The following is a 15,161-nucleotide window of genomic DNA, read 5'->3' as shown; positions in this document are numbered from 1 at the left end:
TGTTGTTCGGGCCGGAGCATCAGCGATAGGACTAGAAATACGGTGCCACATTCTGTGGCTGAAAAGGGAATTGGGTGAAAGGCCCGAACTGCCCCCGCAACTGTAAGCGGCGAGCGCAACGGAAAGACCCACTGGCCGCAAGGCCGGGAAGGACCCGCGCGCCGTGACCCGCAAGTCAGGAGACCTGCCGTCCCAACCCATAACCCGTTTGCAAACGGATCAGACGCTGCCGGAGGGGCAGCACAGAAAGGACAAAAACATGCATATCGAACCCGGGATCGTAGATGGTGCCAAAATGGCCTTCGCCTATGCCACCGCAGCGGGTGCGGCGGGCTATACCGCCAAGCTCGCGCTGAAGGATCTCAAGGACCACTCCGTCGGATCCTTTGCCGTGCGCACGGCGCTGGCGACCATCGGAACGTTCATCTTCTTTGAGGTGCTGCCGCATTTCCCCGTGGGCGTCTCTGAAGTGCACTTCATTCTGGGCACCACGCTGTTTTTGCTGATGGGCGCGGCACCTGCCGCGCTGGGGCTTGCCCTCGGTCTGCTGGTTCAGGGCACCTTCTTCGCGCCCAGCGATCTGCCGATGTTCTTTGTGAATGTGACCACCTTGCTTGTACCGCTCTTTGCGATCTCGGCGCTGGCGCAGAGGTTCATTCCCGAGCATAAAGCCTATGTTGATCTGGCCTATGCAGACGTCTTCAAACTGTCCGCGATGTATCAGGGCGGTGTTGTCGCCTGGGTCGCATTCTGGGCCTTCTATGGTCAAGGTGTCGGCGCCGAGACGTTCCAGTCGGTCCTGACCTTCGGGGCGGCCTATATGCTGGTTGTGATCATCGAACCGATTGCCGACCTTGCTGTGCTGGCCAGCGCCAAGGCCATGCGCGCGAACAAGGCCACAGGTCTCTTTACCCAGCGCCTCTTCAACGCGGCGTAAACCGCTGCTAGACAACCGTCCCGGATCCCTCCGTGGGGTCCGGGGTTTTTTGTGAGGGTTGCACAGTGATCGACACGCTCTGGCTTATCGGGATCGGCACCGGATCCCCCGATCATATGACCGGGCAAGGGATGGCGGCCCTGCGCGACGCGGCGGTCATTCTGGTGCCGCACAAGGGCGCGGGTAAAGACGATCTGGCAACCCTACGGCACCGGATCATCGACGTCAGCGGGTCGCAGGCCGAGATCATTCCCTTTGACTACCCGGTGCGGGACCCGGACCTGCCTTATGCAGAACGTGTGGCGCGCTGGCACGACCAGATCGCCCGGCGCTGGCAGGCCGCTGTGGCAGGAACCAACATCAAAGGGCCGGTGGCGCTGCTGGTCTGGGGCGATCCCTCGCTCTACGACAGCACCATCCGCATTGCGCAGCGATTGGATCCCAAACCCGATATCCGCGTGGTGCCGGGCATCACCGCCGTTCAGGCGCTGACCGCCGCCCATGCGCTGCCGCTCAATACGGTGAACGGCCCCGTTCTGATCACCACCGGGCGGCGTCTGCGCGACCACGGCTGGCCGGAGGGTGCAGAGCGGGTGGTGGTGATGCTGGACGGCGAGGCCAGTTTCCAAACGCTGGACCGCAGCGATCTGCACATCTGGTGGGGCGCCTATCTGGGCATGCCGGAGCAAATCCTGGATCGCGGCAAGCTCGTTGATGTGGCGGCACGCATCGTGGCGATGCGGGCCGAGGCACGCGCGCGTCACGGCTGGATCATGGATACCTATTTGCTCAGCACCTGCGACTGAACCCGTTGCGCCGCTACTTCTTTGCGGCCGCCGCAGCCTGTTGTTCCGCGATATGCTGGTCCACCGCACTTGACGCCGCCGCTTGAACTGCGGCTTTTTCATTCTCTTCAAGGCTTTCAATATCTTCCATGCCCGGGATTTCGACCCGCACCTCACGCCGCGCAAATTCGATCCCATTGGCTTTGAACTCATTGCGCACACGGTTGTAGATTTCCTTGCGGATGGTGAATTGCGTGCCCGGCTTGGCCATGAATTTACCGCGCATCACGATGCCCACATCATCAAACTGGAACACGCCCTGGCTTTTGAAGGGCTCCAGGAAATCATCCTTGAACAGCGGGTCTTCCAGCATCTCCGCGCCGATCTTCTTGAAGATCTTTTTGACCCGGTTGGGATCGGTATCGAAGGGCACGGTGAACATCAGTTTCATGATCACCCAGTCGCGGCTGAAATTGGTGACCTTTTCGACGCTGCCATAGGGAATGGTGTGCACATTGCCGCGGTGATGGCGCAGCTGCATCGAGCGGATGGAGATTTTTTCCACCGACCCCATGGTGCCGCCGACATCGACATATTCACCCACCCGGAACGCATCATCCACCAGAAAGAAGATGCCCGAGACGATGTCGGTGACCAGCTTCTGCGCGCCGAACCCGATGGCCAGCCCCAGAATGCCGGCCCCGGCAAGCAGCGGCGTGATGTCGATGCCCAGACTGCCCACCGCCAGCAGGCCAAAGATCGTCGCAATCGCCGCCTGTGCGGCCATCAGCACCAGCGGCAGCACCGTGGCCAGACGTGACCCACCGGCACCGCCGCCTTCGCCGGCTTCCTGATCCGAGGTGACTTCGGAGGTGATTTCACGTGTCAGGCGGCGATTGATCCACAAGGAGACCAATTCGTAGACGACATAGCCAAAGGCCGCGACCACGATGAATTCGATGATATTGCCCGCAATTGCCGAGCCGCCGTCGGACGCGCCGACATCGGAGAGGTTGATGTTCCACGCATTGGCGATGATCAGCACGATGGACCCCAGCGCCAGCACCCGGCCGATGCGGATCAGGCTGCGTTTGTTGGACTTATAGGCCTGTTCCGCAATCGGTCCTTCGCCAATCATCGGGGGCTGCAAATGCCGCACCAGACCGCGGATCGCGGTGTCGATCAGCGGTGTCATTAGCAGCCAGAACATGGTTTTGAGGTGTGGCGCGGTGATGAGCAGGCCGAAATACCCATAGCCCGCGACGATATTCGCGATGATCCAGGTGACCGCCGAGGCACAGATGGCGAAGATCGGATAGGCATGGGCCACCTGCGCATCAAACGCGGTGCGGTCCGGGTCGGTGCCCAGCATCATCTTTGTCAGCCCTTCCTTGCCGTACCAGGCGATGGCGATGATGTAGAGGTGCAGGGCGAGGCTAAACCAGAAACCGATCCGGGTCTCTGACAGTGGCACGCCAAACCGGATATTGAACCCCATCAGGAAAAAGCCGAAACCCACCACCAGCGCCAGTGTCACAAAGTGACGGTGGAAGAAGGCCGCCCAGGCATCGTCGATGCTGACCAAGCGATAATCGGGTTGCTTCGGGGCCAGCGCAAAGCGCGAGAGGGCAGCGGCAAAGCGCGGGATCATGATCATGTTGAGCACGGCTGGCGCGGCAATCGCGATCTGATCCAGCGTCAGCAGGAATTGCCCGACCGTGCGGGTGACGACGTAGAACACGACAAGACCCAGAACTTCGCGCCAAAGCCTGCGCACCAGAAACCCCAGTGTACTGCGCAGCGACGCACTGTCGGGCGTCCCCAGCCCCTGGTCGCGCCGTTTGCAGATGGCCAGCACCACGCGTTCCGCAGCATAGCCTGCCGCCAGTGCAATCAGCGTCAGGCCGATCAGCGTGAAAATCCCGGTGATGCCAAACGCCGTGGCAAAATTCGAGAAAGCCTCGCCCTGTTTGACAAAGAGCGTGGGCAGCAAACCGACCGCATCCAGAACCGGCGTGTAAAATGCCTCCCAGGTGTCGGTCAGCCGTTCACTGAAGGTCAACTGTGCCGCGTTCTCCGCAGCTTCTGTCTGCGCAACCGCGTCGAGCCGCTCCAACAGCATCTGTCGCACCTGATCATCCGACATCTGCGCCACCATTTCCCGCACGGCTTCGGGGCTGGTGAGTTCTACCGGCTCCGCGGTTTCTGCGGCCGATGAGGACGTGGGCAATGCAACCTGAGCCTGCACGGTTGTCGCAACAAGACAGCTGGTCAACAGGGTAAGTAGAAGTGCGATTGCGTGTCTCATGGTCATGTCCCCGGTGTAATCTTTTCACTTTGAAAGCGTTTTATGGTCGGTTTTCAGTGCACTGGGTGTAAAGTGCCAATGCAGAAGTGGTTCAATGGTGTCGTTTGCAGGGGCCAGAGAAAATACGGCACGGGCCCTCTTTCAAATCAGAGCCTTACGACGTTTTTAAAAATACACAAGTTTTCTCTCGCTCAGGTTGATCGCCAGCCGGGTTTGGCGGGGCATTGCGATTGGCTTATTTGGATGTTGCGGTCTCAGCGGGATCATTTGGCCGGAGATGACGCAGGATCGAGCAGTCGGGAAAGCCATAGCCCCAGCGCCAGGGTAGGCCAGAGCAGGGGCCGCCGCCCAACCGAACCGCCAGGTACATCCCCTGAGCGATCCCCTTGTAGGTGTAGTCAATCGTCTCCACGCTTAGACCATAGCGCACCGCCAGGGTGTCGCGGTCCTGCGCGCCTTGTGACAAGACGCAGGCACGCAGTTCTTCATCTGCCCTCAGGCGCGCATCATAGCTCTGCCCGGCCTCTGTTGCGCCATTCGCGGAATGATAGAGCCGGTCGTGGGCCACGCAGCAGGCCTCCCAGGGTGGCTTTTCGCCCTGATTTTCGGCCCAGGCCGGGAATTGCGCCGCAGTGGCCGTCCAGATATCCGACATCCCGCCGCTGCAGCCATCGCTGACAAAGGCGGCCAGTTTGGCCTCCGCACGATGGGCAATCAGCGTGCGATGCGCTGGCAATTCCGCTGTCTCGCCAAAACCGGAGAGGGATTGCGCGTTGGCGGGCTGTAGAAGAACGCTCATCAGCATCGCGGCCCAAATGCGCGCAGATTTCATCTAGCCACTCCCTCATCGTCCACATCAGCGTAAATCGTCCCGTGTTGGCGTCTGTGCTGATCAAACCCGACCCTACCGGTTGGCATCATCTTTGTCGTCCGCATTTCGCCTTGGCGTGTCACCGTATGAAAGGGGAAAATAGGGCAGGGATGACACGGTAATTTGTGCCAAGCCCGGCACATTGCCCACGCGCGTGACATTTACCATGTCGTTATGTTGAGCGAATTCGGTTGTGAGACTGCGCAGTTAGCGCCTATGCTCATGCAAAAGCTGATACGTATCCGCGGCTTGCGTCGCCGATGTTCCGGGGGGATCACACATCAGACAGGTACCGAAACTGCCGCAGGACTTGGGGGGTGCCAGGATCGACGTGCAGATACCCCAATAGCCGACATAAAAGCGATTTCGAATTTAAAGGAGAAGACCATGAAAACAACTTTGATGCTTTCAACCGCTGCAGCGATGATGCTGTCGTCCGTGGCGGTGCATGCCGATACATTGCGGCTGCTGACCTGGGGCGGCTACGCGCCTGAAGAGGTGATTGCCAAGTTCGAGGCGGAAACCGGTCACACCGTCGAAGTCACGAAATCCAACAACGAAGAGATGATTGCCAAGCTGCGCGCCACCAATGGCGGCGGCTTTGATCTGGCGCAGCCGAGCCAGGACCGGATCGCCGGGGCGCAGGCCGAGTTTGGCATCTACAAGCCAATTGACATGTCCAAGATCGACAAGAACCTCTTTATCCCGTCGATGTTGGAAGCCACCAAGATCTACACCACGCTGGAGGGGGACGTATACGGCGTGCCGCATGTCTGGGGCACCAGCGGTCTGGTGGTGAATACAGCCGAAGCGGCGGGCGTGCAGGATTATACGGATCTCTGCGGTGCCGATGTTGCGGGCAAGGTGTCGTACCGTCTGAAACGCCCGACGCTCATTGGTTTTGCCTTCTCCATGGGGCTCGATCCCTTTGCCGCTTATGCTGACCCGGATGCCTATCAGGAGGTATTAGATCAGGTCGAAGCCAAACTGATCGATTGTAAGGCCAATGTGAAAACTTATTGGGACGGTGGCGACGAGATCAAAAACCTGCTGCGCTCGGGTGAGGTCACGGCCTCTATGGCTTGGGACACCGGCGGCTGGCAGCTGAACGACGACAACAAGGACATCACCTTTGTGGCGCCCAAGGCTGGGGCGCTGGGGTGGATCGACACCTTCGCCATTCCCTCGCGGGGTCGCGCGGATGACGCCGCCTATGCCTGGATCAACTTTGTCATGCGCCCCGATATTGCGGCGATGATTACCAATACGGCAGGCAATTTCACCGCCTCGCAGGGGGGTGATGCCGGTGTCGATGCTGCGCTGAAGGAAAAGTATCAGGCAAGCTTCACCCCGGAAGCGCTCAACAACATCAAGTGGTACCCTGCGGTGCCGCCCGGGTTGGAAGCGCTGGAAGGGGCCACATTGGATCGCATCAACGCGGCCAAGTAACCCGTTTCGAAGATACGACCTGTGGAGCGCGGATACCGCGCTCCATCTTTTTCGCGAAAGCCTGACCCATAATGTCCGACATCCCCGACCTCGAATGCCGCGCTGTTTCCAAAAGTTATGATGATTTTCAAGCGGTTCAGGATGTAAGCTTCAGCGTTCCCAAGGGCACATTCTTCTCCATTCTGGGCCCCTCGGGCTGTGGCAAGACCACGCTCTTGCGCATGATCGCAGGTTTTCAGAACCCGACCGGGGGTGATCTGCTGATCAAGGGCAAATCGGTGCTGGAGGTGCCGCCCAACAAACGCCCGGTGTCGATGGTGTTTCAACACCTCGCCCTGTTCCCGATGATGAACATCGGGGCCAATGTGGGCTTTGGCCTGCGCCAGCTTGGGGTCAACAAGACCGACATCAAGGCACAGGTGGAGCGGGTGCTGGAACGGGTTGGTTTGGGCGGTGTGGCGGAACGATCCGTCTCATCGCTCTCCGGCGGGCAGAAACAGCGCGTGGCTATCGCGCGCTGCATGGTGCTGGAACCCAGCGTTCTGCTGCTGGATGAGCCGCTGGGCGCGCTCGACCTGAAACTGCGCGAGCATATGAAGGTGGAGCTGAAGAAGCTGCAATCCGAATTCAACACCACCTTTGTCTACATCACCCACGACCAGTCCGAAGCGCTGGTGATGAGCGATCAGATCGCGGTGATGAACAAGGGGGCTTTTGAGCAGATCGGCACGGCCAAGGACCTCTATTACCAGCCCGAGACCGCATTTGTGGCTGGGTTCGTCGGTGAGGCGAACAAATACAGTGCCAAGGTCGAGGCAGCGGCAGCAAACGCCTTGAATCTGGTCACCCGCGACGGCGTTCACCTGCGCGGCGTAGACACCGGCGATGGGCTTGGTCAGGGCGACACAGTGCAGGTATTCGTGCGCCCCGAAGCGATCCGGTTGTCACGTAAGGGCGCGGATATGGACCAAATGGCCAATACCGGCGCCGGGCAGGTGGAAAGCGTGCTTTTCAACGGGGCCAACAGTCACCTGATCCTGCGCGATGCGCACACGGGCAGCGAGCTGAACGTGGCCCTGCCGCAAACCGCCGAATTCCGCGACCTGACAAAAGGGGATCAGATCCATTTCGGCTGGGAAGCGGATCAGACCCGATGCTATCGGCAGGGCGCCTGAGATGACGTCGGACAAATCCAAACTGGGGTTCATCCTGCTGCTGGCCCCTTTGCTGATCTGGCTGATCACCCTGATCGTGCTGCCGCATGTCGGCATGTTTCTGGTGTCTCTGCGGGAAAAGACCGGCATTCGCGAATATGAAACCAGCTTTGCCAATTACGCCGTGTTCTTCAACGAACCGCTCTATTGGAACACCTTTGCCCGCACCGCCTATATGTCGATTGCGGCCACGGCGCTGACGCTGCTGATCGGCTTTCCTGTGGCCTATTACATCGCGAAACTGACCCGCGGGCGCACCAAGACCACGCTCTTTCTGATGTGCCTCATCCCGTTCTGGGTCAGCGAGCTGGTGCGCACCTTTGGCTGGATGATCCTGCTGCGCGAGACCGGGGTGGTGTCGTCGTTCCTGCAATATCTCGGCGTGGTCAGCGGGCCGGTGGAGTTCCTTTACAATGACGCGGCGATCATGACCGGGCTGGTCTATACCTCGATGCTTTTCATGGTCGTGCCGCTTGTCACCACGCTCGACAGCCTCGATGACAGCCTGATCGAGGCGGGCTATGACCTGGGCGGCACCAATTGGTCGATCCTGCGCGAGATCGTCATCCCGCACGCCATGCCGGGGATCGTGTCGGGCTGCATCGTGGTCTTCATGCTGAGCCTTGGCAATTATCTCACGCCGATCCTGCTCGGTGGCAAGGACAGCCTGTGGTTCACCGGGCTGATCTACAACCAGTTCATCACGCGGTTTAACTGGGAGCTTGGCTCCGCCTTTGGCTTTTTGCTGCTGGGGCTATCCTCGCTGATCGTGTTTCTGGCGCTGAAGCTCTCGGGGCAGTCGCTGGGCAAGACGATGGGGCGCTGAGATGATCACAACCATCCCGCAATCGGCCCCGTTTAAGTGGTCCTACCGGCTTTATGTCACCCTGTTTTTCCTCTACCTCGCGCTGCCGCTGGTCACGGTCTGTGTCTTTGCCTTCAACGACAGCGTCTTTCCCTCGCTGCCGTGGGACGGCTTCACATGGGACTGGTTTTTCGGCACCGAAGCGCCCCGCATCGGAGTCTTTCACGAACGCCCCATTCTGCGCGCCATCGTCACCTCCGGCATCGTTGCTTTCTGGGTCTCGGGCCTCTCGGTGATCGTGGGCACCTGCAATGCCTTCCTCTTTGTGCGCCATGATTTCGCAGGCAAGAATTTCCTCTATATCCTGATGCTGTTGCCGCTGATCATCCCGGGCATCATCCTGGGCATCTCCATTCTGGTCTTCAGCAGCTCCATCGCCAACGCGCTGGAGGAGGCCACGGGGCTCTGGTTCGACGGCCTGCGCCCGGGCTTGCTTCTGGTGATCCTGGGGCAGTTTTCCTTCATCACCACCTTTGCCACACTGGTGATTTCGGCCCGTCTGCAAAAGTTCGATACCAGCCTCGAAGAGGCGGCGCTCAATCTCGGCGCCACGAAATGGGGGGCGATCCGTCAGGTCACCCTGCCATTTCTCTTCCCGGCGATGCTGGCGGCCGCCGTGGTGGCCGTGCTGATGAGTTTCGAGAACTTCAACACCACGCTGATGCTGGTGGGATCGGATGCGCCCTTGACGGTAACAATGTTCGACCGGCTCAAGCTCGGATCGACGCCGGTGCTGAACGCGGTCTCACTGCTCCTGATCATCGTCTCGGCCCTTCTCGGCCTCTTGTCTCTGGTGCTGAAACGCTAACGGTCTCCCCAAAGATCCATACCACCTGCATAGATCAACCGCAGGGCCAGAATGGTCAGGATGCCATTCAGCACCAGTTTGAACCACGCCTCATTCATGCGAAACAGCACCCGCCGCCCGACCATGGTGCCCATAAAGCCCGAGAGGATCAGCAGAACGATCAGCCCGGCCCACTGCGCAAAGGCAAAGCCCAGCAGCCCAAAGGCAGCGGTTTTCAGCAGATGCTGAAGGGTCATGAACGTTGCATGGGTGGCCACGTGCTGCACCCGGTTCAATTCAATCGATTTCAGATAGGTGGCGACAAAGGGGCCGGTGGCCCCCACGAACATGGTCAGAAAGCTGGAGATAGCGCCCGTCAGCGCGGCGGATTTGCGCAGGAAAGCCGGGGGGCGGGACACCACGCTCCACAGGATAAACGCGCCCAGCGTGATCTGCAGCGTGCCCGCATCCAGTTGCACGACAAAGGCGCTGCCCAGGGCAATGCCGATCAGCGACCCGATCAGAAACGGCCCGACAGCGGAGCGGTATATCTCCCGGCGAAACAGATAGGTGCGCCCAGCGTTGGAGCCCACCTGGACCAGACCGTGCACCGGAATGACGGCCACGGCGGGCAAGAGCGTAGCAAGGGCAGCCAGCACAACCGCGCCGCCGCCGATGCCAAAGGCCGCCGTGATGAAGGAGCCCAGAAAGCTCACAGCGATCAGGAGAGTTGCAGTGGGCCATCCGAGCCCGGCGTGGATGAGATCGGCGGTCATTGCTTCATGCTACGCGGTCGCATGACGGGCCCGCCGGAGCATCAGACAACGGTGACGGTCATGCTGCCCAGCCCGTCAATCGCCACCTCGATCACGTCGCCTCTGACGACGGGGCCAACGCCGGCGGGCGTGCCCGACATGATCACATCGCCGGCCGCCAGTTCGAAATATTCCGACAGATAGGCAATCATTTCCGGGACTTTCCAGATCAGCTGGTTCAGGTCACCCGCCTGCCGCAGATCGCCGTTGACCTTCAGCGTAACGGCCCCCTCATCGAGATGCCCCACCTGAGACGCGGGATGGATCGGGCCCACCGGGGCGGAGCGCTCAAAGGCCTTGCCGATCTCCCAGGGACGCCCGGCCTTTTTCATCTCGCCCTGCAGATCCCTGCGGGTCATGTCGAGCGACAGCGCGTAGCCGAAGACGTGCTCCAGCGCATCCGCCACCGCGATATTGATCCCGCCCGACCGCAGCATGACCGAAAGCTCAGCCTCATGGTGCACATCCGCGGTTTTCGGCGGGTAGGGGAAGGTGCCGCTGGGGTCGAGATTGTCGGGGTTCTTCTGAAAGAAGAACGGCGCTTCGCGGTCCGGGTCATGCCCCATTTCAATCGCATGGGCCGCGTAGTTGCGACCGATACAATAGACCCGGCGCACCGGGAAAAGCGCGTCTGTATCGGCAATCGGCAAGGCAACAACGGGCGGTGTTTCAATGGCATAAGATGGCATATTGAGACCTGAGGTGGTGAGCGTTCGGGCGCACCATATACCGTTTGACGGTGATCACAATCGCGGGCCTGCCGGTCTGTTTTCCGTGGCTTCACCACAAGAATGGCGCGGGATGAGCTGCAAAACCAATCCCGGCCAGGCTTGGTTGTAGGTGTCAAGCCAAGCAACCGGCGAAAAGGCCGCAGCCAGCGGTGTCGGTTTGTCTTGCGCATCCGTAAAAATGCGCCATGTCTTTTAGGGACATCGGTACAGGGCAACTCATGGTATTGAAGATTTCAAATCTGGCAAAGCACTACGGCGCGGACGCCGTCGCGGTGCTGCAGGATGTCTCCTTTGCCATGTCGCGCGGCGAGACACTGGCGCTGGAAGGCGAATCCGGCAGTGGCAAAAGCACGCTTTTGCATCTGGTGGCCGGGCTCGATGCCGTAAGCGGTGGCAAGATCGAAGTGGACGGCGTTGATATCACGCGCTTTTCTGACGTCCAAACCGCGCAGATGCGTCGCGATTCCGTGGGGCTGATCTTTCAGCAGTTCAACCTGATCCCGAGCCTGACGGTGGAAAGCAATATCGCCTTTCTCGCGCGGCTGGCCGGTCGCCATGACCCTCAGCTGGCGGCGCATCTGTCGGAAAAGATCGGATTGCAGGACCATCTGTCGAAATACCCCGAGGCCCTGTCCGGGGGACAGCAGCAGCGCGTTGCGATTGCGCGCTCCCTCGCGGCCCGTCCAAAACTGCTGTTGGCGGATGAGCCCACGGGCAATCTGGATGAAGCGACGGCGGACGCGGTGTTGGGGTTGATGTTGGAAAGTGCTGCTGAAACCGAAACGGCCATCCTGATGGTCACCCATTCCCCCAGACAGGCCGCGCGCATGCAGCGGCGCCTGACCCTGTCGCGCGGTTCTGTGCGCGGCACCGAGATGTCCGCGGCCTCCGCATGACCTGGCTGGGCCTCACCGCCTTGTTGTCGCATTGGCGCGCCAATCCCTGGCAACTGACCACCCTGATCGCGGGGCTCGCTCTGGCCACCGCCCTATGGTCCGGGGTGCAGGCGATCAACGCCGAGGCGCGCGCCAGCTATGACACGGCGGCGGATGTGGTGACGGGCAGCGGGCTGCGCCAGATGCGCCGTACTGACGGGGCGGTGCTGAGCACAGCGGAATATGTGGCGCTGCGCCGAGCGGGCTGGCAGGTGAGCCCGGTGCTGGAGGGGCAGTTGCGCCTCAATGGTCAGTCGCTGCGCCTGATCGGGCTGGAACCTCTGACACTGCCGCAAACTGCCCCCCGCGACGAAGCCCCAGCAGCAAGTGGTTTTGCGCAGACCGATCTCTTTGACAGCGCTGAAACGGTGGTTGCACATCCCGAGGACGCAGCGCTCTTTGATGGGATGCCCGTGGCGGTCAGGGTCGATGACACCCGCGCTCAGGGCACTGCGCTCACAGATATCGCCACCGCGCAACGTTTGCTGAACACCCCGGATCAGATCACCCGGCTGATTGTGGATGCCGCACAGCCGCTGGGCCTGTCCCCTTTGCCGGACCGCTATGAGATATCCCAGCCCGCGCCCCAGAATGACGTCGCGCGGTTGACGGAGAGCTTTCACCTCAATCTGACCGCCTTTGGTCTGCTCTCCTTCGCGGTCGGGATTTTCATTGTCTATGGCGCGGTGGGGCTGGCGTTCGAACAGCGCCGCGCCGTGTTCCGAACGCTGCGGGCCCTCGGGGTGCCGCTGCGCACCCTGATGGCGCTCCTCGCGCTGGAACTTGGCGTCTTCGCATTGGTGGCCGGAGCGGTGGGCGTGGCGCTGGGGTATCTCATTGCCGCGGCCCTTTTGCCGGATGTTGCGGCCACGCTGCGCGGCCTCTACGGGGCGGAAATCACCGGTCAATTGCAATTGCGCCCGGCATGGTGGCTGTCCGGCCTCGGCATGGCCCTGGCAGGTACGGGTGTTGCGGCAACCGCGGCCCTGATCAAGCTCGCGCGCCTGCCGTTGCTGTCCTTCAACCACCCCCGCGCCATGAGCATGCATGCCGCCGCAAGTGCGCGGTGGCTGGCGCTGCTGGCCTGTGTCCTGCTGGTGGCCGGGCTGGCGCTCGCGGTGTGGGGGCAGGGGCTGTTTGCCGGGTTTGCGCTGCTGGCCTGCTTGCTGATCGGGGCGGCGTTTTTGTTGCCCTTGCTGCTCGGTGGGGCGCTGAACCTGGCAGGCCACCTGCATCAGGGCGCGTTGGCCGCATGGTTCTGGGCGGACAGCCGTCAGCAATTGCCGGGCCTCTCCATGGCGCTGATGGCGCTCCTGCTGGCGATGGCCGCGAACATTGGCGTCTCCACGATGGTATCGAGCTTCAGGCTGACCTTCACCGGCTATCTGGACCAGCGCCTTGCATCCGAGCTTTACCTCAATACCAGAACCCCGGCGCAGGCCGCCGCCATTACCTCCTATCTTGAGGACAAGGGCGTGACGGTGCTGCCGATCCTTTCCGAAGATCTGCGGATTGGCGGGCTCCCTGCCGAGATCTACGGCGTACGCAACCACGCGACCTACCGGGAAAACTGGCCCGTGCTCGCGGCCCTGCCAGCGGCCTGGGACCGGCTGGCCGCAAGCGAGGGGGCGTTGATCAATGAGCAATTGGCGAGACGCAACGATCTCGCCCCGGGCGACCATCTGGAGACCGGTGATCTGATCCTGGGCGTCTACAGCGATTATGGCAATTCAGCCGGGCAGGTCGTGATCTCAGAGCCGCAGTTTGCACAACGCTACCCGCAAAAGCGGGCCCAACGATTTGGGTTGCGCACGCAGGACCCAAGCGCACTGGCAACAGATCTGCGGCAACGGTTCGATCTTGCCGAAGATGCGCTGATCAATCAGGCGGATCTCAAGGCCTTCTCGCTGTCCGTCTTTGAGCGCACCTTTTCGGTGACCGCAGCGCTGAACCTGCTGACGCTCTCGGTGGCGGGGCTCGCCATCCTGATCAGCCTGCTGACGCTGGCAAGCCTGCGGTTGCCGCAGCTCGCGCCGGTCTGGGCGCTGGGGCTGACACGCCGTCACCTGGCCACGCTGGAGTTGCTGCGCGCGGTATGCCTGGCCGCGGCCACGGGGCTGCTCGCCATCCCGCTGGGTCTGGCGCTCGCCTGGGTGTTGCTGACAGTGGTGAATGTCGAGGCCTTCGGGTGGCGGTTGCCGATGTTCCTTTTTCCCTGGGAATACCTCAAGCTGGGGATGCTGACGCTGCTGGCTGCTGTGCTGGCCGCCCTCTGGCCCGCGATCCGACTGGCCCGCACCCCACCGGACCGATTGTTGCGCGTGTTTAGCAATGAACGGTAAGTCCTTGATCATAATCACCATTGCGTGGCTTCTGAGCGCTGCGATCGTCGCCGCACAAAGCTTTGCGGGCCTGGGCAGTGACGCGGAAGGGTTCGATCTGCCTGAACGTGGCACTGCTTTTGAATTCCCCGCCGATCATGGGGCGCACCCCTCTTATCGCATTGAATGGTGGTATCTGACCGCCAACCTGAAGGATGCCGAGGGGACCGACTATGGCCTGCAATGGACCCTGTTCCGCAGCGCGCTGGAACCGGGGGAACGCCCCGGCTGGGACAGCCCTCAGCTTTGGCTGGGGCATGCGGCAGTGACCACACCCACGGCGCATTACGTGGCAGAGCGGCGCGCGCGTGGCGGCATTGGGCAGGCCGGGGTGATTGCGGACCCCTTCGAGGCCTGGATTGATGACTGGCAAATGGCGGGTGCGGAGATGGAGGTCATGACCCTGCGCGCATCGGGCACGGATTTCGCCTATGACATGCAGCTCGAAGCGCAGGGGCCTTTGATCTTTCACGGAGAAGCTGGGTATTCCCAGAAATCCGCCTCGGGACGGGCGAGTTATTACTATTCGCAGCCCTTTTTCGAGATTTCCGGCACCTTGATGCTGCCCGATGGGCCGGTCGAGGTGACCGGACAGGCGTGGCTGGACCGTGAGTGGGCCTCGCAACCGCTGGGCGCGTCGCAGGTCAGCTGGGATTGGTTCTCAATGGCCTTCGACGGGGGCGACCGCCTGATGGGCTTCACCCTGAGGGACAGTGACGGGGGCGATTATACGGCAGCCACATGGATTGACGCGGATGGCACAACGACCCCGTTTCCGGACGGCGCGTTTTCGGCAGAACCGCTCACCACCAGCGCTGTGGCAGGGCGTCAGGTGCCCACCCGCTGGCAGGCTGTCTTGCCGGAGAAAGACGTCGATGTCACGGTTGAGGCGCTGAACCCGCAGGCCTGGATGGCGACCTCCATCCCCTATTGGGAAGGCCCGGTGCGGATCAAAGGCACCCACGCGGGGCGCGGGTATCTGGAAATGACCGGCTATTGAGCAGGGGCGACTGACGTTGGGTTATGCCGCCTTGATGGGCCAGTGCTCTTTTCGCGGGCCGCTGCCATGCGTATTCTGTCCCC

Annotated in this window: 13 protein-coding genes and 1 riboswitch; of the genes, 9 read left to right on the top strand and 4 right to left on the bottom strand. The window is 61.3% G+C overall.

Annotated elements, in window-relative coordinates:
• The first annotated feature begins 23 nt into the window (after positions 1–23).
• Positions 24–207, top strand: a riboswitch (cobalamin riboswitch).
• 52 nt (positions 208–259) lie between these two features.
• Together Q1A20_RS00245 and cobF are read left to right on the top strand one after the other, a co-directional pair.
• Positions 260–937 carry an energy-coupling factor ABC transporter permease gene (locus tag Q1A20_RS00245; protein ID WP_299404995.1) on the top strand — a complete coding sequence of 226 codons (678 nt, stop codon included), beginning with the start codon at positions 260–262 and terminating at the stop codon, positions 935–937.
• A gap of 65 nt (positions 938–1,002) precedes the next feature.
• Entirely contained in the window at positions 1,003–1,743 is a 741-nt protein-coding gene (gene cobF, locus Q1A20_RS00240) for a precorrin-6A synthase (deacetylating) (RefSeq protein ID WP_299915518.1), read from the top strand.
• A gap of 13 nt (positions 1,744–1,756) precedes the next feature.
• Here cobF and Q1A20_RS00235 read toward each other — a convergent pair whose 3' ends face one another.
• Both Q1A20_RS00235 and Q1A20_RS00230 read right to left on the bottom strand, forming a co-directional pair.
• Positions 1,757–4,030, bottom strand: a complete 2,274-nt coding sequence (locus Q1A20_RS00235; RefSeq protein ID WP_299915517.1) for a mechanosensitive ion channel family protein — start codon at positions 4,028–4,030, stop codon at positions 1,757–1,759.
• 235 nt (positions 4,031–4,265) lie between these two features.
• Positions 4,266–4,862: a hypothetical protein gene (locus Q1A20_RS00230; protein ID WP_299915516.1), complete on the bottom strand. Its 597-nt coding sequence runs from the start codon at positions 4,860–4,862 to the stop codon at positions 4,266–4,268.
• Positions 4,863–5,288: 426 nt separating this feature from the next.
• On the opposite strand from Q1A20_RS00230, the gene Q1A20_RS00225 reads away from it, so the two are divergent.
• From Q1A20_RS00225 to Q1A20_RS00210, 4 genes are all read left to right on the top strand, one after another.
• Positions 5,289–6,350 (top strand): extracellular solute-binding protein, encoded by a 1,062-nt coding sequence (locus Q1A20_RS00225; protein WP_299405005.1) that lies wholly within the window; start codon positions 5,289–5,291, stop codon positions 6,348–6,350.
• 71 nt (positions 6,351–6,421) lie between these two features.
• A complete protein-coding gene (locus Q1A20_RS00220) occupies positions 6,422–7,525 on the top strand; it encodes an ABC transporter ATP-binding protein (RefSeq protein ID WP_299405007.1) in 1,104 nt (367 codons plus the stop codon).
• 1 nt (position 7,526) lies between these two features.
• A complete protein-coding gene (locus Q1A20_RS00215; RefSeq protein ID WP_299405010.1) occupies positions 7,527–8,390 on the top strand; it encodes an ABC transporter permease in 864 nt (287 codons plus the stop codon).
• Between the two features lies 1 nt (position 8,391).
• Positions 8,392–9,237 (top strand): ABC transporter permease, encoded by an 846-nt coding sequence (locus Q1A20_RS00210; protein WP_299405014.1) that lies wholly within the window; start codon positions 8,392–8,394, stop codon positions 9,235–9,237.
• Here the strand turns inward: Q1A20_RS00210 and Q1A20_RS00205 are convergent.
• Positions 9,234–9,992, bottom strand: coding sequence for a sulfite exporter TauE/SafE family protein (locus Q1A20_RS00205; protein ID WP_299405017.1), 759 nt, complete (start codon positions 9,990–9,992; stop codon positions 9,234–9,236). The two genes, Q1A20_RS00210 and Q1A20_RS00205, sit on opposite strands and share 4 nt — an antisense overlap.
• A gap of 41 nt (positions 9,993–10,033) precedes the next feature.
• Positions 10,034–10,720, bottom strand: a complete 687-nt coding sequence (locus Q1A20_RS00200) for a fumarylacetoacetate hydrolase family protein (RefSeq protein WP_299405020.1) — start codon at positions 10,718–10,720, stop codon at positions 10,034–10,036.
• A gap of 260 nt (positions 10,721–10,980) precedes the next feature.
• Between Q1A20_RS00200 and Q1A20_RS00195 the strand changes: the two genes are divergently transcribed.
• Genes Q1A20_RS00195 through Q1A20_RS00185 form a run of 3 tightly spaced genes read left to right on the top strand, consistent with a single transcriptional unit; the run spans position 10,981 to position 15,078 of the window.
• On the top strand, positions 10,981–11,658 hold the full coding sequence (locus Q1A20_RS00195; protein ID WP_299405022.1) for an ABC transporter ATP-binding protein: 678 nt from the start codon (positions 10,981–10,983) through the stop codon (positions 11,656–11,658).
• The gene (locus tag Q1A20_RS00190) at positions 11,655–14,039 is read left to right on the top strand and encodes an FtsX-like permease family protein (protein ID WP_299915514.1); all 2,385 of its coding nucleotides are present in this window, start codon (positions 11,655–11,657) and stop codon (positions 14,037–14,039) included. The genes Q1A20_RS00195 and Q1A20_RS00190 overlap by 4 nt, the downstream gene beginning before the upstream one ends.
• Positions 14,029–15,078 carry a lipocalin-like domain-containing protein gene (locus tag Q1A20_RS00185; protein WP_299405027.1) on the top strand — a complete coding sequence of 350 codons (1,050 nt, stop codon included), beginning with the start codon at positions 14,029–14,031 and terminating at the stop codon, positions 15,076–15,078. The genes Q1A20_RS00190 and Q1A20_RS00185 overlap by 11 nt, the downstream gene beginning before the upstream one ends.
• The last annotated feature ends 83 nt before the right edge of the window (positions 15,079–15,161 follow it).

The organism is uncultured Roseobacter sp., from assembly GCF_947501835.1.
Lineage (GTDB): Bacteria > Pseudomonadota > Alphaproteobacteria > Rhodobacterales > Rhodobacteraceae > Roseobacter.
The sequence above is the reverse complement of the archived record's forward strand: the minus strand, read 5'-3'. Positions and strand labels throughout refer to the sequence as shown.

Bases quoted from the DNA above. Each gene is read 5' to 3' on its own strand.
- Q1A20_RS00245 (WP_299404995.1), top strand. From the start codon at position 260: ATGCATATCGAACCCGGGATCGTAGATGGTGCCAAAATGGCCTTCGCC.
- Q1A20_RS00235 (WP_299915517.1), bottom strand. From the start codon at position 4,030: ATGAGACACGCAATCGCACTTCTACTTACCCTGTTGACCAGCTGTCTT.
- Q1A20_RS00230 (WP_299915516.1), bottom strand. From the start codon at position 4,862: ATGAAATCTGCGCGCATTTGGGCCGCGATGCTGATGAGCGTTCTTCTA.
- Q1A20_RS00225 (WP_299405005.1), top strand. From the start codon at position 5,289: ATGAAAACAACTTTGATGCTTTCAACCGCTGCAGCGATGATGCTGTCG.
- Q1A20_RS00220 (WP_299405007.1), top strand. From the start codon at position 6,422: ATGTCCGACATCCCCGACCTCGAATGCCGCGCTGTTTCCAAAAGTTAT.
- Q1A20_RS00215 (WP_299405010.1), top strand. From the start codon at position 7,527: ATGACGTCGGACAAATCCAAACTGGGGTTCATCCTGCTGCTGGCCCCT.
- Q1A20_RS00210 (WP_299405014.1), top strand. From the start codon at position 8,392: ATGATCACAACCATCCCGCAATCGGCCCCGTTTAAGTGGTCCTACCGG.
- Q1A20_RS00205 (WP_299405017.1), bottom strand. From the start codon at position 9,992: ATGACCGCCGATCTCATCCACGCCGGGCTCGGATGGCCCACTGCAACT.
- Q1A20_RS00200 (WP_299405020.1), bottom strand. From the start codon at position 10,720: ATGCCATCTTATGCCATTGAAACACCGCCCGTTGTTGCCTTGCCGATT.
- Q1A20_RS00195 (WP_299405022.1), top strand. From the start codon at position 10,981: ATGGTATTGAAGATTTCAAATCTGGCAAAGCACTACGGCGCGGACGCC.
- Q1A20_RS00190 (WP_299915514.1), top strand. From the start codon at position 11,655: ATGACCTGGCTGGGCCTCACCGCCTTGTTGTCGCATTGGCGCGCCAAT.
- Q1A20_RS00185 (WP_299405027.1), top strand. From the start codon at position 14,029: ATGAACGGTAAGTCCTTGATCATAATCACCATTGCGTGGCTTCTGAGC.